Raw genomic sequence first — 20697 nt, 5'->3', positions numbered from 1 at the left:
TGGGGGCCGGTCAGAGGGCGACGGGCCGAGGCCGGTACGGCTCGGCGAGGAAGGCGAGTTCCTTGTCCGTGAGGGCCAGGTCCACCGCGGCGACGGCGTCGTCGACGTGCCGGTCCTTGGTCGCGCCGACGATCGGGGCGGTCACCTGGGGCTGGTGGAGCAGCCAGGCCAGCCCCACCTGCGCCGCGGGCACCCCGCGCTCGGCGGCGACCTGGGCGACCCGCTCCAGGATCCGCCGGTCGTTCTCCTCGTCGGTGTAGAGGGCGTCGATGCGGGGGTCGCTCCCGGCACGGACGGTGCTCCCCCCGGAACCCGCGCGGGCGATCAGGCCGCGGGCCAGGGGGCTCCACGGGATGACGCCCACACCCTGGTCGGCGCAGAGCGGGAGCATCTCCCGCTCCTCCTCCCGGTAGAGGAGGTTGTAGTGCGGCTGCATCGAGACGAACTTCGTCCAGCCGTGGAGTCCGGCGGTGTGCTGGGCCTTGGCGAACTGCCAGGCGGCCATGCTGGAGGCGCCGAGGTAGCGGGCCTTGCCCGCCTGCACGACCTCGTGCAGGGCCTGCATGGTCTCCTCGATCGGGGTCTCGTCGTCCCAGCGGTGGATCTGGTACAGGTCCACGTGGTCGGTGCCCAGGCGGCGCAGGGAGGCGTCGATGGCGGCGTGGACGTGCTTGCGGGACAGGCCGCGGTCGTTGGGGCCCCCGCCCACGGGGAAGTAGACCTTGGTGGCCAGCACGTAGTCCTCGCGGCGCGGGAACAGCCGGGCCAGCAGCCGGCCGGTGACCTCCTCGCTGGCGCCCTGCGAGTAGACGTCGGCGGTGTCGAAGAACGTCACCCCGGCCTCGACGGCCCGGCGCACGATCGGCTCGGCGGCGCCCTCGTCCAGCACCCACTCGCCCCACCTGGCGGGGTCGCCGTAGCTCATCATGCCCAGGCACACCCGTGAGACCTTCAGGCCGGTCGTTCCCAGACGCACGTACTCCATCGCGAATCCTCCCGATCTTGGTGACCGTCCCAGCGTACGGCCGTCCCGTCACGCCGGTGCGGGTGACCTCCGGGGCTCCGCCGTGCCGGGCGCCCGGGCGGCGGAGCACACCGGGCCGGAAGGCCGGGGCGATCTCTGTGGTGGAATGTGCCGATGGACCGGGCGAGGCAGCTGCTGGGCGAGATGCTGATCGGCTGTTTCGTGATCGTCCTGCTCAGCGGCGGCTTCCTGGCGTTCTTCTACACGCCCAGCGGCGGGGTCGTGCCGTACACCGGCTCCTACGAGCCGCTGCGGGGCGTCCCGATGAGCGCCGCCTACCACTCGGTCCTGGACCTCGGTTTCGAGGTGCGCGGAGGGCTGTTCCTGCGGCGGCTGCACCACAGCGCATCGGTCCTGCTCGGTGTGGGGACCGCGGTGTGGGCGCTGCTCGGCCGGTTCCGGTACGCGTTCGCGGTGCTGGGGCTGATCGTGCTCGGCGGGCTCGCCGGCTACGGAGCCGTCGACGACCTGCTCTCCGGGACCGTCCTGGGCAGAGTGCCCATCCCCGTCTGGTACGGCCTGCATCTGCTGGCGGCCCTGGCCGTGGGCGCGGCACTGGTGATCTCCTCCCGGCGGGAGGCGGCCCGCAACCCCAGGACGCTCCCCTTCGTGGCGCTGAGCATCGGCCTCACCCTCCTGGTGGTCTTCGGGCTCTGACGCGTCCGGGGACCGTACGCGGCCCAACAGGCGGAAGTCCGCGGCGGAGGCCGGCTCCTCGGCACGGCTTCGTGGACCTGTACGGCGACGGCGTCGATGCCGCCGAGCCGCCGCCATCCGGGGCCGAGGTCCTCCAGCCCTCCGACCAGGCGGCCACCGGCCTCGAAGACGAGACCCTGCGGATCGGGGACCGCCAGCCGGGCGCCGTCGGGCAGGCCGTTCCGCTCTCCGTCGATCCGGAACGCCGCGCGCCGGTCCTCGAACAGGAACAGCATGACCCTCGTGCCCGTGGGAACGGCCCGGCGGAAATCCTCGAGGGACGTGCGGGGGGTCCCGTCGTGACGGACCCCTCCCTGATCCAGGTCGACGTACACGCGGCCGTCCAGGACGAGGCCGCCGTCCTTTATGGACTCCTCCACCTTCACGTGCATCACGACGCGCTTTTCGGGATACGGATCGTCCGCCGTGGCGTAGATGTCGCGTCTCTGGTCGAAACCCGCCACCGTGCCCACAGTGATCGCCGCTTGAGCGCGGGCTCTGACCAGTTCCTCGGGGGATCCTTTGAGGTCGACGTCTCCGTGCCCCGTCCGGAACACGGAGACGTCGACGGCGTCGGCCCCCAGGCCAGGATCGTCGGAGGTCTGCGCCGCCGCCGGTCCGCCGTCCCGGTGAGAGCCGGGGGCCGGCTCACCGCAGCCGGAGAGCACAAGGGCGGAGACGGCCAGGAACAGCGCGGTGCGCGGCCTCGACGGGCTCATGCGGCGACCCTCGGGGATTCGGTGGATCCGGTGGATGAGGTCCGTGCCGGCCGCTGCGGCCGGCATGGCGATCATGCCATCGGTGGAGTGACCGGCCGGTGTTCTCACGGGGTGATCTGCCGGGGGTGCCCCGGGAGGCTCCCGCCGGTCAGCGCGGTACCGCCCGCTCCCAGACGCGGCGGGACTCCTCCAGGGGATAGGGGGCGTCGGAGGGGACGGTGTCCCAGATCCGGGTCAGGCGGCGGGCGAGGTCGAAACGGGGCCAGCCCGGGTCGCCGGTGGCGGCGAAGGAGGCCCAGGCCGTGCGGATCCGCTCCGACAGGGCGGCGAAGTCCGGGTGCGGCGGAGAGCCCAGGAACCGGGCCGCGAACCGGCCGTCGCCGTTGCCGAAGGTGAAGGGCACGTCCACGCCGTGCCCGGCGCCGAGCACGGGTCCCCGCCAGGCGAAGTCGTACAGCCAGGTCCGGCCGCCCGCCGCCGCGTGCGCCTCGGCCGTCCAGGTGGCGGGCATCCGGACCAGGGCGTCCGACATCATCGCGGTGAACAGCTCGGTGTCGTCGGCGCCGGGGTGGGCGCCGCGGTAGGCGTCGGCCGCGCCGGCGCCGAGTCCCAGCGCCTCGGCCGCGACCTCCGGCGTGACGCCCGGGGGCGGGCCGCCGGGGGCGATCCCCCGGTACTCCTCGTGGGTGAACCCGCAGACCAGCTCCGTGTCCCGGCCCGCGCCCGCGCGGAGCGCCTCCCACGGCGGGCCGGTGACCAGCTCGCCGTCGACGACCGGGCCGAACGCGCCGTGGCCCGCCTCGGCCGCCGGCGTGTCCTGGACGGCGAGGATCGCCTCGGGCGGCAGGTTGGCGAACCCCTCCCAGGTGGCGGGCGCCCCGGTCGCGGCGGCGAGCCTCCCGGTGACCCGCGCCGCCTCCGCGGCGCTGAGGTACCCGGCCGGCACGCTCTGCGCGATCACCCGCCGGAACAGGCCGCGGGCGGCCGGCGCGGCCAGGAGCAGCACGGCCGAGGCCGCCCCCGCGGACTGGCCGAAGACGGTCACGTCGCCGGGGGCGCCGCCGAAGGCCGCGATCTCGTGCCGCACCCACTCCAGCGCCGCGAGCTGGTCGAGCAGGCCCCGGTTGTCCGGGACGCCGGGCAGATGGCCGAAGCCCTCGAAGCCCACCCGGTAGTCGGCGGTCACCACCACGACCCCCGAGCGGGCCAGCGCGGCGCCGTCGTACTGCGGCATCGCGGCCGAGCCCGCCTTCCACATGCCGCCGTGGATCCACACCATGACCGGCAGCCCCGCGGCGCCGGGGTCGGGGGTCCAGACGTTCAGCGTCAGGGGGCCCAGCCCGTCGCTCGCCCGCCAGACCGGCGGCACGCCCGGCGCGGGCGGCAACTGGGGCGGCGGCGTGCCGAACGCGACGGCGTCGCGCACCCCCTCCCAGGAGGGCGGCGGCGCGGGCGGCCGGAAGCGCAGCGCCCCCGCCGGGGCTGCGGCGAACGGAATGCCCTTGAAGGAGACGATGCCGTCCTGGACGAGTCCCCGGACCAGGCCTCGGCGGGTCTTCACCACAATGTCGATCATGCGCGGACGCTATCGGGCGGGACGGACGGGAGGCGTCCGCCGCGCGGCGGATCCCGGCAGCGCGGACCGGCGGATGCGGGACGGTCCGCTTCCAAGATCCTCCGGTGGCCGGGAATGAAACTTTCAGGGGGCGCCGAGGTTCGGGCGGGCTCCCGGAACACCTCTTGAGCTGGCCGGACGGCGATCCGGCGACCCGGGCGGCGCCTGGGATCCCTTTGGCGCACCGACCCCTTGTGGTTTACTGGCCTCGCTTTTGGAAAACGCTTTCCCGAAAGTTTCCGCGTACTCGTCGGTTCTCGCCGAGAGGGGCTCGCCTTGAGCGGAACGGCAAGGAGCAGGCCGGCGCCGGTCGCGGCGGCCGGGACGGGCCCGGTGCGCTCCGGCGATCCGGCACAGGCCCACGCAGGCCCCTGCCTCGCCGGCTCCGGATACGGGGCGGCCTCCATCCATCCCCTGCGTGTTCCCCGGACCCGTCCGTCGGCGCGGCGGAGGCCGTCGTCGCCGGGCGGGCGCCGGAGGAACCACCTCCTGACGCGCTTCGCCTGCGATCGAGCGTCACACCCCCTTCAACCGAATGGAGTTCACCGTGCGTAAAGACAGAAGGCTGGCGGTCGTGCTGACCGCCGCTCTCGTGACGGGCAGCGGGCTGGTGACCGTGCTCGCCACGGCCGCCTCGGCGGCCCCGTCCAGCGGTAACTACACGCTGGTCAACGCGGCCAGCGGCCTGTGCGCCTCCGTGCCCGGGCAGAGCACCGGCGACGGGGTGCAACTCGTGCAGTCCGCCTGCTCCGGCTCCGCCGGGCAGGTCTTCACGCTCACCTCCTCGGGGAGCGGCTACCAGATCAAGGCGGCGCACAGCGGCAAGTGCCTCGGCGTCCGCGGTGCCTCCACCAGCGCCGGCAAGCCGGTCCAGCAGGAGTCCTGCACCTCGGCGGCCTCGCAGACCTGGCAGCTGACCGCGTCCGGTTCCACCTACCGGGTGGTCAACGCCAACGGCGGCAAGTGCCTCAACGTCAAGGACAACTCCACCTCCTCCGGCGCCGTGCTCCAGCAGAACTCCTGCGACTCGGCGGCCACCAAGCAGTGGACACTGCGGCCGGCCTCCGGGGGCGGCACACCCGACCCCGACCCGGACCCCACGCCGACCGTGACGCCCACCAGCGGCGGCGGTGACGGCAGCGGCTCGTGGCCCTCGGCCACCGGCAGCGTGCACCAGACGGAGACCCGCGACGTGGGCTCGTTCTTCGACGGCGGCATGAAGCGCTACTACGGCATCGGCGACGGCGGCCAGAGCGAGAGCCAGGACCCGATGTTCGTCGTGGCCGACGGCGGCACGATCCAGAACGTCATCATCGACGCCCCGGCCGGTGACGGCATCCACTGCGAGGGGTCCTGCACCATCCGCAACGTCTGGTGGAACGACGTCGGCGAGGACGCCGCCACCTTCCGCGGCTCCAGCTCCTCGGCGACCTACCTGGTGGACGGCGGCGGCGCCAAGTCCGCCTCCGACAAGGTCTTCCAGCACAACGGCGCCGGCACGCTGACCATCCGCAACTTCCAGGTGCACAACGCCGGCAAGCTGTACCGGGCCTGCGGCAACTGCTCCACCTCCCACCAGCGCCACGTCGTGATGGACGGCGTCACCGCCCGCTCCACCAAGGTGCTGGCCGGGATCAACTCCAACTGGGGCGACACCGCGCGCTTCAGCCGGATCACCGTGTACGGCGACACCACCATCTGCGAGCGGTACAAGGGCGTGCCGAAGGGCAGCGAGCCCAGCAAGATTGGTGAGGGCCCCGACGGCACGCACTGCCGGTACTCCGAATCCGACATCACCCGCCGGTAGAGCCTCCGGGAACGGGTGGGCCGTCGTCCCCGCCGTCCTCCCCGTGCCGGGCGGGCCGCCGCCCGCCCGGCACGCCTGTCCGGCGCAGGGCCGGGTCCCGTACGGGACCCGGCCCGGTCCGTCTCCGGGTCCCTGATCACCGCGTCGGGGACCCGGTCCGTTCCCGGCGCGGCGCCCGGCGCGGCGTGCCGATCGCGTAAGGTGCCGATCATGACGGGCGCGGGTGATCCGTACGCGGTCCGGCGCGGTGGGCGGACGGTCTCACAGGAGGAGGTTGAGCAGGACCGTCAGCAGGATCGAGAGCAGGACCGAGATGATGATCATGGTTAGGCATCCCGCCCAGCCACCGGCGAACCTGACCTCTGTGTTTCCGATGCGCATACGGCCCCGCTACCCGCGGACGGCCGGGGAAACCGGAGGCCCGGCCGCCCCGCGCTCCGATCCGGAGGACCGGGCGGCGATGTCCCCGCCGGTGCCGCCCGGCCGGCGCCGGCCGGGCCAGGCGGCGGTTCAGTCCATGACCGACTCGCCACCGGGATAGGTGAAGGACGACCGCGGCGAGTAGAAGCCCCATACGATCTGCAGCGGATCTGCGGGCCGCAGCGCGTAGACGGGGTGGCCGGGCTCCAGGAACTCCAGCGACAGGACCTCGAACGGGTCGACCGGCTCCGCCACGAACGGGTAGACCCCGCTGATCCGCCGCCCGTCCACCTCCGTGATGTAGCGCAGCTGCCCGCGGCTGACCGCCGTGCCGGCCTCGCCGACCCGTGCGGTCGTCCGGATCACCGGCACGCCGTCGGCCTCGGTCGTCGCGACGAGCACGCCGTCCTCGACCTCGATCACGGTCCGGCCCTCGGTGGCGGGCACCCCCCGGGCCGCGGCGTACGCGCGCACCACCGCGCTGGAGTTGAAGTAGTGCGTCCACCAGCGGCCGGGGGTGACACCGTCGGGCGCGTAGGCGTCCTCCAGATCCGGTCCGATGTAGGTCAGTGAGTACGCGCCGAAGCCTGAGGTCTGCTCGGGCCGGTCGACGACGTACTGGTTCATGAAGACCTGCCGGTTGGCCAGCGGCTTCAGCCCGTCGGGTACCAGGGCCGCGACGGCGTCGGGGTCGGCCGGCAGCCAGCCGAAGTAGATCATTCTGCTGTTGACGACGAGCTGGGGAGGAACGAGATCGGCCATGGTGTCTCCCTGCCATCGGCGGTGGGTAACCGGAACGTACGCCGGGTCACCGACGAGGACAACGGGGTCCGCCGCGCGGTCCGGGCGCGCGGGCCGGCGTTCGGGCGCGTGGTCCGCCGGATGAGGGGCAGGGGGAGGGGGCCCGGTGGCGGGAGCCGTCCGGAGCTCTCCCGCCGCACGATAGGCTCCGAACGAAATTCAGTTTTGGTTTTCGCGGAAAAGGCGGTTTCTGGCAGTGGATGTTCTGGCCCGAAACAATGTGAATATCTCTGGCAATTTATCGGGAAAAACCATAATTTTTTCCCACGGTTTCGGGTGTGACCAGAACATGTGGCGGTTCGTCGTCCCCGCCTTCGCGGACGAGTACCGGATCGTGCTCTTCGACCACGTGGGGTACGGAGGCTCCGACCTGGCGAGCCACTCGCCCGAGCGTCACTCCTCCCTGGACGGCTACGCCCGCGACCTGCTGGAGATCTGCCGGGAGCTCGACATCGAGCAGGCCGTCTTCGTCGGCCACTCGGTCGCCGCGATGATCGGGATCCTCGCCGAGATCGAGGAGCCGGAGCGCTTCGAGCGGCTGGTGCTGGTGGGCCCGTCGCCCTGCTACATCGACGACGGCGACTACGTGGGCGGGTTCAGCCGGCAGGACGTCGAGGAACTGCTCGAGTCGCTGGAGAGCAACTACCTCGGCTGGTCCGGCGCGATGGCCCCGGCGATCATGGGGAATCCGGACCGCCCGGAGCTGGGCGAGGAGCTGACCAACAGCTTCTGCCGCACCGACCCGGCGATCGCCCGGCGGTTCGCGCGGGCGACCTTCCTGTCCGACAACCGGGGGGACCTGCCGCGGGTGCGGGCGCGCGCACTCGTCCTGCAGTGCTCCGAGGACGTGATCGCCCCCCGCCAGGTGGGGGAGTACGTCCACCGGATGATCCCGCGCAGCGAGCTGGTCCTCATGAAGGCGACGGGGCACTGCCCCAACCTGAGCGCCCCCGAGGAGACCGTGGACGCGATCCGCTCGTTCCTGCGGAGTTGAGAGGCGACGGGAGCTTCTCCGTGACCCAGCCGGACGAGACCACCAGCGGGGCGGGCGGCCCTCCGCCGGCCGGGTCCGTCGGGTCTCCGTCGACCGGGTCCGTCGAGGAGGACTTCGAGGACCTGTACGAGAACGCGCCGTTCGGCTACCTGTCCACGCTCATGGACGGGACGGTGGTCAGGGCCAACGCCACCTTCCTGTCCATGACCGGGTACACCCGGGCGGAACTGGTCGGCCGCACGCGCGTCCACTCCCTCCTGCCGGTGGGCGACCGCATCTTCTACGAGACGCACTTCGCGCCCCTGCTCGTGATGCAGGGCCGGGTCAGGGAGATCGCGGTCGAGCTGAAACGGGCCGACGGCACCCGGTTGCCGGTCCTGCTCAACGCCGTACTGAGGACACCCGAGGGGCGGCCCGCGGTCATCCGGCTCTCCGTCGTGTCGGCGACCGACCGCAGGCGGTACGAGCGCGAGCTGCTGCGCGAGCGGCAGCGGGCCGAGAGCTCGGAGGCCGAGGCCCGTCAGCTCGCCCACATTCTGCAGGCGAGCTTCGTGCCGTCGGCGCTGCCGGAGGTCCCCGGCCTGGACGTCGCGGGCGTGTACCGGCCCGCCGGCCACGGAGACGAGGTGGGCGGGGACTTCTACGACCTGTTCGAGACCGCGCACGGCTGGGGGCTCGCCCTCGGGGACGTGTGCGGCAAGGGAGCCCGGGCGGCGGTCGTCACCAGCCTGGCCCGCTACACGCTGCGGGCCGCGGGCATGCGGGAGACCCGGCCGGGACAGGTGCTGTCCACGCTCAACCAGGCGCTCCTGCGCGAGCGCACCGACCGCTTCCTCACCGCGGCCTACGCCCGGATCCGGCCCGCCGGGGCGGGACGGGCCCGCCTGAGCCTGGCCCTCGGCGGGCATCCGCCGCCTGTCCGGGTCCCGCGGGACGCCGGGATCGGGACGGTGGGCCGTACCGGAGACCTGCTGGGGATCTTCGACGACCCGCGGCTGCCCGAGACCGAGGTGGAGCTCTCCCCGGGGGACGCGCTGCTCTTCTACACCGACGGGATCACCGAGGGGCGGGTCGGCGACGAGCTGTTCGGCGAGGAACGGCTGGCGCGCTCGCTGGAGGCGGTCCGGGGCGCGGACGCGGCGGACATGGCCGCCCGGCTCGTGGAGGACGTGGTGTCCTTCCAGTCCGGGCTGCCGAGCGACGACATCGCCGTCCTCGTCCTGCGGCTCCCGCGCTGAGCCGGACCGGCCCCCGACCGGCCGGTCCGGGAGCGGCCGATCCGGCCGATCGGGCCGATCGGGCCGTACGGCTCGCGGAGCCCGCCTGGGAGCCGCGGAGGGCGCGGCGACCGCGGCGGGCGGAGAGCCCGGTGGCCGGGGACTGCCGGGCTCCCCGCCGGTCCCGCTACGCGGTCAGGTGGCGGGACCACCACTCCAGGACGGCCTCGAAGCGCTGCAGCCGGTGCCGGGGCCGGCCGCTCCGGCTCAGCTCGTGGCCCTCACCGGGGAAGAGCAGGAACTCCGCGGGCACGCCGTTCCGGCGCAGGGCGACGTACATCCGCTGGGCCTGCTCGACCGGGCAGCGCCAGTCCTCCTCCGAGTGCACCACGGCGAACGGCAGCGCGATCCGGTCGGCGTGGTGGAGCGGGCTCATCGCGCGCTGGGCCTCGGCGTCCGGGCCGCAGTAGGCCTCGGCGAAGTACCAGCCGATGTCGGAGGAGCCGGTGAAGGAGTCCCAGGCGTTGACCGCGCGCTCGCTCCAGGCCGCGCGGAAGCGCTGCCCGTGGTGGGCGGCCAGCCAGCTGGTCATGAACCCGCCGTAGGAGCCGCCCATCACGCCCACCCGGCCGGAGTCGCACTCCGGCAGGGCCAGCGCCGCGTCCAGCAGCGCCAGCACGTCGTCGGCGTCGACGGTGCCGAGCGCGCCGATCACGGAACGGCCGTGCGCCTGGCCGTACCCGGCCGAGCCCCGGGGGTTGGGCAGGACCACCGCGTACCCGGCGGCGGCGTAGACCTGGGTCTCGTCGAGGAAGCCCCAGCCGTGCTGGTGGAACGGTCCGCCGTGCACGTTCAGCAGGACCGGGTGCGGGCCCTCGCCCTCGGGCAGGGCGATCCAGCCGTGCACCGGGTAGCCGTCGGGGGCGACGGCGGTGATCTCCCGGAGCGGGCGGGCCTGCGGGAGCGGTCCGCAGAAGTCGGCGAGCGTCCGGTCGGGTTCGACGACCTGGCCGGGGTGCTCGGGGGTGGAGACCACCGCGACGGTGCGCCCGCCGAAGGCCGCGAAGGACTTGACCCATCCCCGCTCGCCCAGCACGACCGGGAGCTTGCCCAGCGGCGCGCCGTCGGAGTCGAGGGGCACCAGGCGCAGCTCGACCGCGCCGCGCACCCGGACCGCGACCAGGACGCCGCCCTCGGCGGCCAGCGGCGGCAGCGGCTCGCAGTCCACCGACTCCTCCTCGGTCAGCCGCGTTCCGGCGAGCGGCTCGCCGCCGAGCCGCAGGGACACGCGGTAGAGGCCGGTGTTGCGGGCCACCGCGTGGATCCCGGAGAACTCCGCGCCCAGGTAGACCACGTCGCCGCCGGGCAGCACGGCCGGGTGGCCCGCCGAGCCGGCGCTGCGCACCGCCAGGACCGGCTCCCCGCCGAGCGCGGGCACCGCGTACAGGTCGGTGTGCAGGCTCTCGGGGTCCAGATCGCGGGGGGCCGAGACCAGCAGATGGTCCTCGTCGTACCAGCAGGGGTCCTCGACGTCGTAGCGGCCGTCGGTCAGCGCCACCGGCTGCGGGATGTCCGCCAGCGCGTTGACCACGTACAGGACCGGCCGGCGGTCCTGGGTGAAGCCGATGCCGTCGCGGCGGTAGCGGAAGCCGGTGATGCGGCGCGGCGCCTCGGCCGCCGCTCCCACGCCCTCCTCGGTGCCGTAGCGGCCGGGTTCGGGGACGCGGGCGGTGAACGCGATCCGCCGCGAGTCGGGCGCCCAGACCGGGGCGCCGGCCCCGAGCGGCAGGTCGGTGATCGGGCGGGGCTCGCCCCCGCCGGTGGGCATCACGTGCAGCTGCGGGCTGCCCCCCGCGGTGGCCCGCAGGAAGGCCACCCAGGCGCCGTCGGGGGAGATGCGGGGGGCGGTGTCGAGGTCGCCGTGGGTGAAGGGGACGGGCGGACCCTGCGGCGGGATCCGCCACAGGCTCCCCCGGTAGGCGTCGGCCTCCAGGTCGGGATGGGCGACGTCGACCAGGAGAAGATCGTCGTGGAGGGTCACGCTGCCGGGAGCGTGCAGCAGGGCGAGGTCTTCTGGGCGCATGGCCTGGGACGTTATCACCCGATGAAGAACGCTATACCGGCTTCCGGGTCTGTCCCGATCACGCGTCGGGTACCGCTTCAGCGATCGATGAAACCGTGATGTGTTGGGACGGAACGCCGGTGAACGGACACGCTGTCAACGCTGTGAAAAGGGTGCTCTACCGGGCCGTGTACGGCTCGCGCTACGACCGCGTGCCCTGGGGGCAGCGGCTCTACGTCCGCCCCGGCGAGAGGCACGTGCGCCAGGCGCAGTGGCGGCTGCGGCTGCGCCGGGCGCCGGTGATGACGCTGGCGGACTACCGCGAGCGCACGAAGCTCGGCGAACTGGAGGAGTTCGTCACCTGCCACCTGTGCGGTGACAGCCGCCAGCAGCCGCTGTTCACCCCGACCGGCCCCAAGGGCAGGTGGAGCTACCAGGTGGTGCGCTGCCCCTCGTGCGGCTTCCTCTACCGCAACCCCAACATCCGGCCCGAGCGCCTGGGCGACCTGTACGCCAACAACTACAGCGCCTTCCTGACCGGGAAGTACGCCGCGGACCGGCAGCGCCGCTACCGGCTGACCATGGACGCCTTCCACCCGGTCTTCGCCGACGGCGCCGGCCGGCGGCTGCTGGACTTCGGCTGCGGGGCCGGGCTCTTCCTGGAGCTCGCCGAACAGCGCGGGTTCGACGCGGTCGGGGTCGACCTGTCACCGGACTCGGTGGCCGAGGCGAACCGGCGGCTCACCCGGGCGCGGGCCTACCACGGTACCCCGGAGGACGTGCCGGAGATCGCGGTGGGCGGCTTCGACGTGATCACCCTCTGGTCGGTCCTGGCCCACCTGCCCAGGCCGCTGGACGACTTCCGGTGCTTCCGCAGCCTGCTCGCCCCGGGCGGGGTGCTGATGATCCTCACCGTCAACGCCGCCTCGCTGCAGCTGAAGGCCTTCGGCGCCGGGTGGAACGGGTTCACCAAGAACCACCTGATGTTCTACTCGGCCGAGACGATGCCGGTGCTGCTGCGCCGTACCGGGTTCGCCGGGGTGGCCTTCGCGCCCTTCTACGGCGACACCGTCGAGGCGGGCACCACCAAGCTCGCCGAGCCGCTGCGGCGCAGGCTCCGCCGTGCGGTCGAGGCCTCCGACGGCGGCAACATGCTGCGCGCGCTGGCCTTCGCCGACGAGGAGGCGGTCGACCGGTGGGGCGGCGGCCTGAAGGTCCGCCGCCTGCCCAAGCACGAGGGCTGACGACCGGGCCGGGCACGCGGGCCGGCGGCTACCGGCGCGGATCCGCGGGCTCGCGCGACCGGGGGCCGGGGCCGGGGCGCCCACCGGTCCCCGTGGGCCCGCGGGGGCCGGGCTCAGCGGCCGGTGAGCCCGGCGTCGTGGGCGACGAGGGCGGCCTGGGTGCGGTTGGCGCAGCCGAGCTTGGTTAGGACCCGGGAGACGTATCCCTTGACCGTGGTCTCCTCCAGGTACAGCCGGCCCGCGATCTCGGCGTTGGACAGGCCCTCGCCCAGGCCGGCCAGCACGTCGCGCTCCCGGCCCGTGAGTCCCGCGACGGCCCGGCGGGCCCGCTCGCGCGCGCCGCCGTCGCCGTGGGCGAACTCGGCGATCAGCCGCCGGGTCACCGACGGGGCCAGCATGGCGTTGCCCGCGGCCACCACCCGGACCACGGTGATGATGTCCTCCGGCGGGGTGTCCTTGAGCAGGAAGCCCACGGCGCCCGCGCGCAGCGCCCGGTACACGTACTCGTCCAGGTCGAAGGTGGTCAGCATGACGACCTTCGGCGGGTCGGGCAGCCGGGACAGCCGCTCGGCCGCGACCAGCCCGTCCGCGACGGGCATGCGCACGTCGAGCAGGACGACGTCCGGCCGGTGGGTCACCGCCCGCTCCACCGCCTCGGCGCCGTCGTAGGCCTCGGCCACCACCTCGATGTCCCCGGCGGTGGCGAGCAGGGCGCGCAGATGGGCGCAGACCATGCGCTCGTCGTCGACGAGCAGGACGCGGATCACGGGGCGCCCCCGTGCACGGGCAGTTCCGCGCGGACCTCGTAGCCGCCGGACGGGACGGGCGCGGCCCGCAGGGTCCCGCCGACGAGCGCGACCCGCTCGCGCAGTCCGAGCAGTCCGGCCCCGCCGCCGGGCAGGGGGTCGTGCCGGGCGGCGGCCGGGGCCGGGCCGTTGGCGACGCGCAGGCGGATCCGCTCGGGGCCGGTGGCCACCTCCACGGCGACCGGGGCGCCGGGGGCGTGCTTGCGCGCGTTCGTCAGCGCCTCCTGCACGATCCGGTAGGCGGTCCTGCCGACCGGCGGCGGCGTCTCCACCGGCTCGCCCGTCTCCACGAGGTCCACCTCGACCCCGGCCGAGCGGTTCTCCTCCACCAGGGTACGCAGGTCGGGCAGGGCCGGGGGCGGGGCCAGCGGCACCCGCTCCAGCACGTCCCCCGAGCGCAGCACCCCGACCACGGCCCGCAGCTCGTCCAGGGCCTGCGAGCCGGTCTGCCGGATCTGCTCCGCGGTCGACGCGACCTCCTCCGGCGGGACGCGCTCCGCCTGCGCGCGCAGCCGCAGCGTCCCCGCCTGGAGCACCATGAGGCTGACCCGGTGCGTCACCACGTCGTGCATCTCGCGTGCCAGCCGGGCACGCTCCTCGGTGCGCGCCCGCTCCACCCGCGTGTCGCCCTCCCTCGCGGCGAGGTCGCGGCGGGCGCGGACGTACAGGCCGAGCAGGAGCGGGGCCGCCACCATCGAGCCCGCCGCGGCCAGGTGCTGGAGCGGGGAGCCGTCCTGGTCGGAGCCGGTCGCGGTCCATCCGGAGGCCGGCTCGGGCGGCGCCGTGACCCACGACGGGTCCGACCGCGTGGCGACCCATCCGGCGGCCAGCACGGTGAGGGCGGCGATCCCCCACAGCAGGCGCGGGTCGCGGACGCGGGAGGCCAGGGCGTACACGGCGAACGGCAGCGCCAGCGGCACGCCGCCGGCCAGGCACGCGGCGGCGATGCCCAGCGTCACCGACGCGGGGCGGCTCCGGCGCAGGATCAGCGCCGCGCCGCAGGCCACCTCCACGGCGGTGTGCGGCACCAGGCCGTAGCCGCCCATGTCATCGGCGGTCGTCCAGCTCCCGGCGGCTCCGGCCGCCGCCACGCCCAGCGCCAGCGCCGCGTCGGCGAGCAGGGGCCGCCATCGGGTCTCATGCACGCGCCATACCGTATCGGGACATATCGCCCTTGATCGCCGTCGCGTGCCGAATACCGACCTCCGCCGGGTGGAGATCCTCCTTTCGTAGGTACCGGCCGCTCTCCGGCGGTGCCACAGGCAGGGGGCGGGGTCGGTCCCTTCCGCGCTTCTGCGGGCCGTACCGGCCGGTGGAGGCTTGTCCGGCGCGCCGCGCTCCACCCCGGACCGGCGCGCCGACGAGATCCCCGCGGGCCGGCCGCGGCCCGCCCCACCGAGAGGAACCCCCATGACGACCACGCGATCCCGCCGCCTGCGCGCCGCCGCCGTCCTGGCCGCGCTGACCGTCTCCGCCGTCCCGGCGTGGGAGGCGGTCGCCGCCGCGGACGCCGGCGGCACGGGCGCCCCGGCCGGCCGCGGGACCCTGAAGGCCACCCTGGACGAGATCGTTAAGGAGGGGGCGGTCGGCGCCCAGGCCGAGATCCGCGACGAGCGCGGCCGCTGGACCGGCCGGAGCGGCACGGCCAGGCTCGGCAGCGGGCGCCCCGTGCCCGCCCAGGGGCGGTTCCGGGTCGGCAGCACCATGAAGTCCTTCACCGCCACGGTGGTCCTGCAGCTGGCCGGCGAGGGGAAGGTCTCCCTGGACGACACGGTCGGGCACTGGCTCCCCGGCCTGGTCCCCGGCGGGTCGGGCATCACCGTCCGGCAGCTGCTCAACCACACCAGCGGCCTGTTCGACTACCTGCAGAGCAAGGGCATGCCGCGGTCCGGTGAGGACATCCGGCGCGACGGGTTCCGCACCTACACCTCCGAGGAGCTGGTCCGGATCGGGGTGAAGAACCCGCCCTACTTCAAGCCCGGAGCGAGCTGGATGTACTCCAACACCAACTACGCCCTCCTCGGCATGATCATCGAGAAGGCCACCGGGAACACCTACCGCGAGGAGATCGCCCGGCGCATCATCAAGCCCCTGGGGCTGCGCGACACGTTCCTGCCCGGCGCCTCCGTCAAGATCCCCGGGCCGCACGCCCGGGGCTACTTCCCGCGCACCGTCGAGCCGGTCGGCGAGCTGATCGACGTGACCGAGTTCAACCCGTCCTTCGCCGGCGCGGCGGGCGAGATGATCTCCACCACCGGTGACGTCGACCGGTTCTTCGCCGCGCTGCTCGGCGGGAAGCTGCTCGCGCCCGAGCAGCTCGAGGAGATGACCACCGTCGTGGACATCTCCGAGCAGACCGGCGTGCCCGGCCTCGGGTACGGCCTCGGGCTGGAGAAGGTCAGGCTCTCCTGCGGCGTCACGAGCTGGGGCCACGGCGGGAGCACCCCCGGCTACGCCACCTACGTCGGGAACACGCGCGACGCCCGCCGCCGGGCCGTGGTCTACGCCACCGGCCTGACGAGCGAGAAGAGCGACGCGGCGGCGAAGGAAGTGGTCGACCGGGCGCTGTGCGGCGCCTGAGGCCCGGTGGGGTGCGCAGGACGTGCTCCCGGCCGCACGCCTGCGGCCACCACCGCGGTCACACCGCGCTGAACGGCCGGCCACCCGCCGTCCGCGTCCTCGGCCTCACGGGCAGAACGCCTAGCGGAGGGTGAGGCCGCCGTCGACCGCGAGGACCTGGCCGGTGACGTAGCCCGCGTCCGCGGAGAGCAGGAAGGTCACGACCTTGGCGACCTCCTGCGCGGTGCCCTGCCGGCCCAGCGGGATCGGCGTGCGGCCCCGGCTCCGGCGGAGCCGGCCCGCCTCCCGGCCGAGCGGCGTGTCGATCAGGCCGGGCGCGACCAGGTTGGCCCGGACGCCCCGGCCCGCGCCCTCCAGGGCGACGTGCCTGGCCAGGCCGGCCAGCCCGGCCTTGGAGGCGTCGTAGGCGGGGACCATGCTGCCGGGGCGCAGCCCCGCCACCGAGCCGATGAACACGATCGAGGAGCCGGGGCCGAGCAGCGGCAGCGCGCCCCTGCAGACCAGGAAGTGGCCGCGGAGGTTGACCGAGAACACCCGGTCCCAGTCGGCGGCGGACGTCCCGGCCAGGGCCGTCCCGGCGCCGATCCCGGCGTTGAGCACGATACCGTCCACCGGGCCGTCCACCGGGCCGCCGAGCGCGGCCGCGCGCCCGGCCAGCGCCTCGCAGGCGTCGGCGTCGGCCAGGTCCACCGCGAGCACGCCGGCCCGCCCGCCCTCGCCGGCGATCAGCGCGGCGGTCTCGGACGCGGCCGCCTCGTCCACGTCGGCGCAGATCACCGTGGCGCCCTCCCGGGCGGCGTCGAGCGCGATGGCCCGCCCGTTGCCGGCGGGCGGGTCCGGGTCGGAGGAGGGACGGGTGCCGGCGCCCACCACGAGCACACGCCTGCCGACCAAGCGACCGTTCACACCGGCGATCGTAACCGGTACAGTCGGATCGGTGAATCCTCGAGTCGAGCCGCTGCCCCGGCAGGAGTGGGACGCGTTCCTCACCCGGGTGGCCGAGGGCACCGGCCCCTACAACGTGTTCACCACGCTCGCCCGCCACCCGGACCTGTTCAGGGGGTGGATCGCCTTCGGCGGGGCGCTGCTGCGCGGCCTGCTCCCCGACCGGGACCGGGAACTGGCGATCCTGCGCACCGCCCACCACCGGGCCAGCGCCTACGAGTGGGCCCAGCACGTACGCCTGGCCCGCCGGGCGGGGCTGACGGACGCGGAGATCGAGGCGGTCCGGAGCGGCGGGCACGAGTGGGCGGACGCCGACCGGCTCGTCCTGGACGTCGCCGACGAGCTGTGCGCCCGCGGCGATCTCACGGACCGGACGTGGCAGGCCGTGTGCGAGCGCTACGACGAGCCCCGGCGGATCGAACTCGTCATGCTCGTGGCCCACTACGGCATGCTCGCCGTCGTGCTGAACACGCTCCGCGTGCCGCTGGAGGACCCGCCGCCCGCCGACGGCCGCCTCCGGTGACCCGCCTCGCCCATGGTCCGGGAGCAGGGGTGGGCGGAGCGGAACCACCGGGCGGTGCGCCACACCTCGGCGGATCGCGGGCGTCAGGCGTCCTGGAGCCGGAGCGTCCGCAGCGTCCGCAGGGCGTCGCGGGCGGGGGAGGCGGCATCCGTCGTGTAGAGCACCACCCGCTGGTCGCGGTCGGGCACGTGCAGCGACTGGCAGGAGACCTCGATCACGCCGATCAGCGGGTGGCTCATCCGCTTGCGCTGGTTGCGCTGGACCTCCACGTCGTGCGTCTGCCAGAACGCCGCGAACTGCGGGCTGAGGGCCAGCATCTCCGCGACCAGCCGGCCGATCGAGGGGTCGTCGGGGTAGCGCGCGGCCGCGACGCGCAGGTCGGCGACCGCGGCGCGGGCGAAACCGCCCTGCTCCTCCTCGCAGAGACCGGAGCGCAGGTCCGGGGAGGCGAAGACCCGGCGCACCACGTTGAGCTCCTCCGGATCCGCGCGGTCCAGGTCGCCCATGAGCACGCCCGCCAGCGGGTTCCACGCGAGGATGTCGTACTTGGCGTCGACCACGTAGGCGGGCACGTCCTCCAGGGAGGCCAGGAGGTTCAGCACCCCCTGCGGCACGTCCCGCGAGGGCCTGCCGCCGGGCGCCGGGGCCTCCCCGGCCAGGTGGAACAGGTGGGCACGCTCGTCGGCGGTCAGCATCAGCGCCCGGGCCAGCGCGCCGAGCACCTGGCGGGACGGGCGCGGCCCCCGGGCCTGCTCCAGGCGGATGTAGTAGTCGACGGACATGCCCGCCAGCTGGGCCACCTCCTGGCGGCGCAGCCCCGGGGTGCGCCTGCGCCCGCCGCCGGGCAGCCCCGCCTCCCGGGGCGTCAGCCGGGCGCGGCGGTTGCGCAGGAATTCGGCGAGTCCACTGCGGTTCACGCCCTCCATCATGGCCGGACGCCGCAACCCCCGGTTGGCCCGAGAGTGGTACCGCCGGTCCCAGCCTTCCGGGGTCTCTCCCGCCGCCGGCCGGGCCGGGCGAAGGTGAGGGACATGATCGCTCTCATCACGGGTGCCACCAAGGGCATCGGACACCAGATCGCCAGACTGCTCGCCGAGCGGGACGTGACCGTCCTGGCGGCCGGCCGGGACGCCGACCGCGGGCAGCGGGCCGCCGACGGGATCGGCGCCCGGTTCGTCCAGCTCGATGTCACCTCCGCCGAATCCGTCGCCTCCGCCGCCAAGTGGATCGAGGCGGAGTACGGCAGGCTCGACATCCTCGTCAACAACGCCGGGATCCTCGTCCCCCAGGAGGACCCGGCCCCGAGCGCCACCCCGGTGGACGTGTTGCGCGCCACCTACGAGACCAACGTCTTCGGCGTGGTCGCCGTCACCAACGCCGTGCTCCCGCTGCTGCGCCGCGCGCCCGCCGCGCGGATCGTGAACCTGTCCAGCGGCCTGGCCTCCCTGACCCAGGCGTGCGACCCGGAGGATCCGTCCTGGGAGCACAACTACCTGGCCTACAACTCCTCCAAGTCGGCGCTCAACATGGTCACCGTCGCCTACGCCAAGGAACTGGCCGGCACCCCGATCAAGGTCAACGCGGCCGACCCGGGCCACTGCGCGACGGACATGAACGGCCACAGCGGTCCCCGCACCCCCGAGCAGGGCGCGGCCGTCGCCGTACGGCTGGCGCTTCTGGACGCCGACGGCCCCACCGGTTCCTACCGGAACGAGGACGGTGTCGTGCCATGGTGATCTACCTCACCGGCGGATTAGAGGGCGGCGGACAGGACAGAGAGGAGTGGCGGCGCAAATCGACTGAGTGATCGGACGGTGCGATGGGGCAGCAACTCGACAAGGACCGGTTCTCGGAGGCGGAGTTCGCGCGCTTCGGGGAGCGGCTGGCCGAGCAGTTGGCGGAGCTCCGCCGGCTGCTGGCCCGGCCGGGGTTCGGGACGGGGCCCGCGACCATCGGGGCCGAACTGGAACTGTTCCTGATCACACCTGAGGGCCGGCCGCTCCCGTGCAACCACGAGGTGCGCGACACCGCCGGGGACGACCGGCTCACCCTGGAGCTCGGCCGGTTCAACCTGGAGGTCAACCTGACCCCGCTCCCGCTGGCGGGCAGGCCCTTCGCGGCGATGGAGCAGGAGCTGAACGAGACGATCGGCGTGGTGGACACCGCGGCGGCCAAGCACGGCGGGCAGGCGGTGGCGATCGGCATCCTGCCCACCCTGCACGAGTTCGACTTCACCCGCGCGGCGATGAGCGACGAGAGCCGCTACCGGGCGATGAGCCGCGGCATGCGGCGGCTGCGGACCGAGCCGTTCCGGGTCCGCATCCACGGGGTGGAGCAGCTGGAGCTGGAGGTCGAGGGCGTGATCCTGGAGAGCGCCAACACCTCCTGGCAGGTGCACCTGCGCACCCCTCCGGCCGACTTCGCCCGCGTCTACAACGCCGCCCAGCTGGCCATGGGGCCGGTCCTGGCGGTCAGCGGCAACTCCCCGGGCTTCCTGGGCCGCAGGCTCTGGGAGGAGACCCGGATCGCGCTGTTCGAGGAGGCCGCCGACGACCGCGACCTGGAGCGGCTCGGCCGCCGCGACCGCAGGGTGGCCTTCGGCTCCGGCTGGGTGAAGAGCGCCGAGGAGCTGTTCGAGGCGTGCGTGCGCGACTACGAGCCCCTGCTGCCGATGACCTCCCGCGGCGAGGAGGAGCAGGACGCGCCCGCCCTGGCCGAGCTCCGCCTCCACCAGGGCACGGTCTGGCAGTGGAACCGGCCGGTCTACGACCCGGCGGGCGGCGGCCACCTGCGGGTGGAGATGCGCGCCCTGCCCGCCGGGCCGACCCCGGCCGACATGGTGGCCAACGCCGCCTTCCTGCTCGGCCTCACCGCGGAGCTGGCCGTCGAGCCGGTCGAGGAGTTCGCCTTCTCCTCCGCCTACCGCAACTTCTACCGGGCGGCGATCGACGGCCTGGACGCATCCATGGCCTGGCCCGGCCGGCCGGGGGAGACCCCGGCGGCGCGGCTCGCCCTGGACCTGCTCCCGGTCGCCGCGGCGGGGCTCGACCGGGTGGGCGTGGAGCCCGGTGAGATCGAGCGGACGCTGGACGTCATCCGGGAGCGCGTCACGCGGCGCCGTACCGGGTCGGTCTGGCAGCGCCAGGCGCTGGAGGCCGCGGGCGGGGACCGGGCCCGGATGGTCACCCGCTACCGGGAGCTGGCGCTGACCGGCATGCCCGTGCACACCTGGCCCGTCTGACCC

At 74.1% G+C, this 20697-nt stretch carries 17 protein-coding genes; 9 read left to right on the top strand and 8 right to left on the bottom strand.

Annotated features, from left to right (window positions below; translation table 11 throughout):
- Nucleotides 1–10: 10 nt before the first annotated feature.
- On the bottom strand, nt 11–985 hold the full coding sequence (locus tag ACFOWE_RS01105; protein ID WP_377284831.1) for an aldo/keto reductase: 975 nt from the start codon (nt 983–985) through the stop codon (nt 11–13).
- Between the two features lie 153 nt (nt 986–1138).
- On the opposite strand from ACFOWE_RS01105, the gene ACFOWE_RS01100 reads away from it, so the two are divergent.
- Nucleotides 1139–1681 carry a hypothetical protein gene (locus tag ACFOWE_RS01100; protein WP_377284830.1) on the top strand — a complete coding sequence of 181 codons (543 nt, stop codon included), beginning with the start codon at nt 1139–1141 and terminating at the stop codon, nt 1679–1681.
- Nucleotides 1682–2587: 906 nt separating this feature from the next.
- Here the strand turns inward: ACFOWE_RS01100 and ACFOWE_RS01095 are convergent.
- Nucleotides 2588–4015, bottom strand: coding sequence for a carboxylesterase/lipase family protein (locus ACFOWE_RS01095; RefSeq protein WP_377284829.1), 1428 nt, complete (start codon nt 4013–4015; stop codon nt 2588–2590).
- 586 nt (nt 4016–4601) lie between these two features.
- Here ACFOWE_RS01095 and ACFOWE_RS01090 point away from each other — a divergent pair.
- Nucleotides 4602–5861, top strand: a complete 1260-nt coding sequence (locus tag ACFOWE_RS01090; protein WP_377284828.1) for a pectate lyase — start codon at nt 4602–4604, stop codon at nt 5859–5861.
- Nucleotides 5862–6371: 510 nt separating this feature from the next.
- Here ACFOWE_RS01090 and ACFOWE_RS01085 read toward each other — a convergent pair.
- Nucleotides 6372–7043 carry a hypothetical protein gene (locus tag ACFOWE_RS01085; RefSeq protein ID WP_377284827.1) on the bottom strand — a complete coding sequence of 224 codons (672 nt, stop codon included), beginning with the start codon at nt 7041–7043 and terminating at the stop codon, nt 6372–6374.
- Nucleotides 7044–7278: 235 nt separating this feature from the next.
- Between ACFOWE_RS01085 and ACFOWE_RS01080 the strand changes: the two genes are divergently transcribed.
- Both ACFOWE_RS01080 and ACFOWE_RS01075 read left to right on the top strand, forming a co-directional pair.
- Nucleotides 7279–8076 (top strand): alpha/beta fold hydrolase, encoded by a 798-nt coding sequence (locus tag ACFOWE_RS01080; protein WP_377284826.1) that lies wholly within the window; start codon nt 7279–7281, stop codon nt 8074–8076.
- Between the two features lie 20 nt (nt 8077–8096).
- Nucleotides 8097–9314, top strand: a complete 1218-nt coding sequence (locus tag ACFOWE_RS01075; protein WP_377284825.1) for a PP2C family protein-serine/threonine phosphatase — start codon at nt 8097–8099, stop codon at nt 9312–9314.
- Nucleotides 9315–9480: 166 nt separating this feature from the next.
- Here ACFOWE_RS01075 and ACFOWE_RS01070 read toward each other — a convergent pair whose 3' ends face one another.
- Nucleotides 9481–11376 carry a S9 family peptidase gene (locus tag ACFOWE_RS01070; RefSeq protein WP_377284824.1) on the bottom strand — a complete coding sequence of 632 codons (1896 nt, stop codon included), beginning with the start codon at nt 11374–11376 and terminating at the stop codon, nt 9481–9483.
- A 143-nt stretch (nt 11377–11519) separates the two neighbouring features.
- Between ACFOWE_RS01070 and ACFOWE_RS01065 the strand changes: the two genes are divergently transcribed.
- Nucleotides 11520–12599, top strand: coding sequence for a class I SAM-dependent methyltransferase (locus ACFOWE_RS01065; protein ID WP_377284823.1), 1080 nt, complete (start codon nt 11520–11522; stop codon nt 12597–12599).
- A 113-nt stretch (nt 12600–12712) separates the two neighbouring features.
- Here ACFOWE_RS01065 and ACFOWE_RS01060 read toward each other — a convergent pair whose 3' ends face one another.
- Nucleotides 12713–13366 carry a response regulator gene (locus ACFOWE_RS01060; RefSeq protein WP_377284822.1) on the bottom strand — a complete coding sequence of 218 codons (654 nt, stop codon included), beginning with the start codon at nt 13364–13366 and terminating at the stop codon, nt 12713–12715.
- Entirely contained in the window at nt 13363–14550 is a 1188-nt protein-coding gene (locus tag ACFOWE_RS01055) for a sensor histidine kinase (protein ID WP_377284821.1), read from the bottom strand. Before ACFOWE_RS01055 ends, ACFOWE_RS01060 begins: the two co-directional genes overlap by 4 nt.
- Nucleotides 14551–14815: 265 nt before the next feature.
- On the opposite strand from ACFOWE_RS01055, the gene ACFOWE_RS01050 reads away from it, so the two are divergent.
- On the top strand, nt 14816–15985 hold the full coding sequence (locus ACFOWE_RS01050; RefSeq protein ID WP_377284820.1) for a serine hydrolase domain-containing protein: 1170 nt from the start codon (nt 14816–14818) through the stop codon (nt 15983–15985).
- A 120-nt stretch (nt 15986–16105) separates the two neighbouring features.
- Here the strand turns inward: ACFOWE_RS01050 and ACFOWE_RS01045 are convergent, their stop codons facing one another.
- Nucleotides 16106–16891, bottom strand: coding sequence for an SDR family NAD(P)-dependent oxidoreductase (locus ACFOWE_RS01045; protein WP_377284819.1), 786 nt, complete (start codon nt 16889–16891; stop codon nt 16106–16108).
- Between the two features lie 31 nt (nt 16892–16922).
- On the opposite strand from ACFOWE_RS01045, the gene ACFOWE_RS01040 reads away from it, so the two are divergent.
- Nucleotides 16923–17453, top strand: a complete 531-nt coding sequence (locus tag ACFOWE_RS01040; protein ID WP_377284818.1) for a carboxymuconolactone decarboxylase family protein — start codon at nt 16923–16925, stop codon at nt 17451–17453.
- A gap of 83 nt (nt 17454–17536) precedes the next feature.
- On the opposite strand, the gene ACFOWE_RS01035 is transcribed toward ACFOWE_RS01040, so the two are convergent.
- Nucleotides 17537–18370 carry a helix-turn-helix transcriptional regulator gene (locus ACFOWE_RS01035; protein ID WP_377284817.1) on the bottom strand — a complete coding sequence of 278 codons (834 nt, stop codon included), beginning with the start codon at nt 18368–18370 and terminating at the stop codon, nt 17537–17539.
- 114 nt (nt 18371–18484) lie between these two features.
- On the opposite strand from ACFOWE_RS01035, the gene ACFOWE_RS01030 reads away from it, so the two are divergent.
- Entirely contained in the window at nt 18485–19189 is a 705-nt protein-coding gene (locus ACFOWE_RS01030; protein WP_377284816.1) for an SDR family oxidoreductase, read from the top strand.
- Nucleotides 19190–19272: 83 nt separating this feature from the next.
- Nucleotides 19273–20694, top strand: coding sequence for a glutamate--cysteine ligase (locus ACFOWE_RS01025; RefSeq protein WP_377284815.1), 1422 nt, complete (start codon nt 19273–19275; stop codon nt 20692–20694).
- Nucleotides 20695–20697 lie beyond the last annotated feature (3 nt).

The sequence above is a fragment of the Planomonospora corallina genome (assembly GCF_042650625.1).
GTDB classification, from domain to species: Bacteria; Actinomycetota; Actinomycetes; order Streptosporangiales; family Streptosporangiaceae; genus Planomonospora_B; species Planomonospora_B corallina.
Note: the sequence above shows the minus strand (reverse complement) of the source record. Positions and strands in the feature narration are given on the sequence as shown.

What these genes read in the sequence shown, in the direction of transcription:
- ACFOWE_RS01050 (WP_377284820.1), top strand. Translation starts at nt 14,816, where the DNA reads ATGACGACCACGCGATCCCGCCGCCTGCGCGCCGCCGCCGTCCTGGCC.
- ACFOWE_RS01105 (WP_377284831.1), bottom strand. Translation starts at nt 985, where the DNA reads ATGGAGTACGTGCGTCTGGGAACGACCGGCCTGAAGGTCTCACGGGTG.
- ACFOWE_RS01030 (WP_377284816.1), top strand. Translation starts at nt 18,485, where the DNA reads ATGATCGCTCTCATCACGGGTGCCACCAAGGGCATCGGACACCAGATC.
- ACFOWE_RS01095 (WP_377284829.1), bottom strand. Translation starts at nt 4,015, where the DNA reads ATGATCGACATTGTGGTGAAGACCCGCCGAGGCCTGGTCCGGGGACTC.
- ACFOWE_RS01085 (WP_377284827.1), bottom strand. Translation starts at nt 7,043, where the DNA reads ATGGCCGATCTCGTTCCTCCCCAGCTCGTCGTCAACAGCAGAATGATC.
- ACFOWE_RS01070 (WP_377284824.1), bottom strand. Translation starts at nt 11,376, where the DNA reads ATGCGCCCAGAAGACCTCGCCCTGCTGCACGCTCCCGGCAGCGTGACC.
- ACFOWE_RS01100 (WP_377284830.1), top strand. Translation starts at nt 1,139, where the DNA reads ATGGACCGGGCGAGGCAGCTGCTGGGCGAGATGCTGATCGGCTGTTTC.
- ACFOWE_RS01025 (WP_377284815.1), top strand. Translation starts at nt 19,273, where the DNA reads ATGGGGCAGCAACTCGACAAGGACCGGTTCTCGGAGGCGGAGTTCGCG.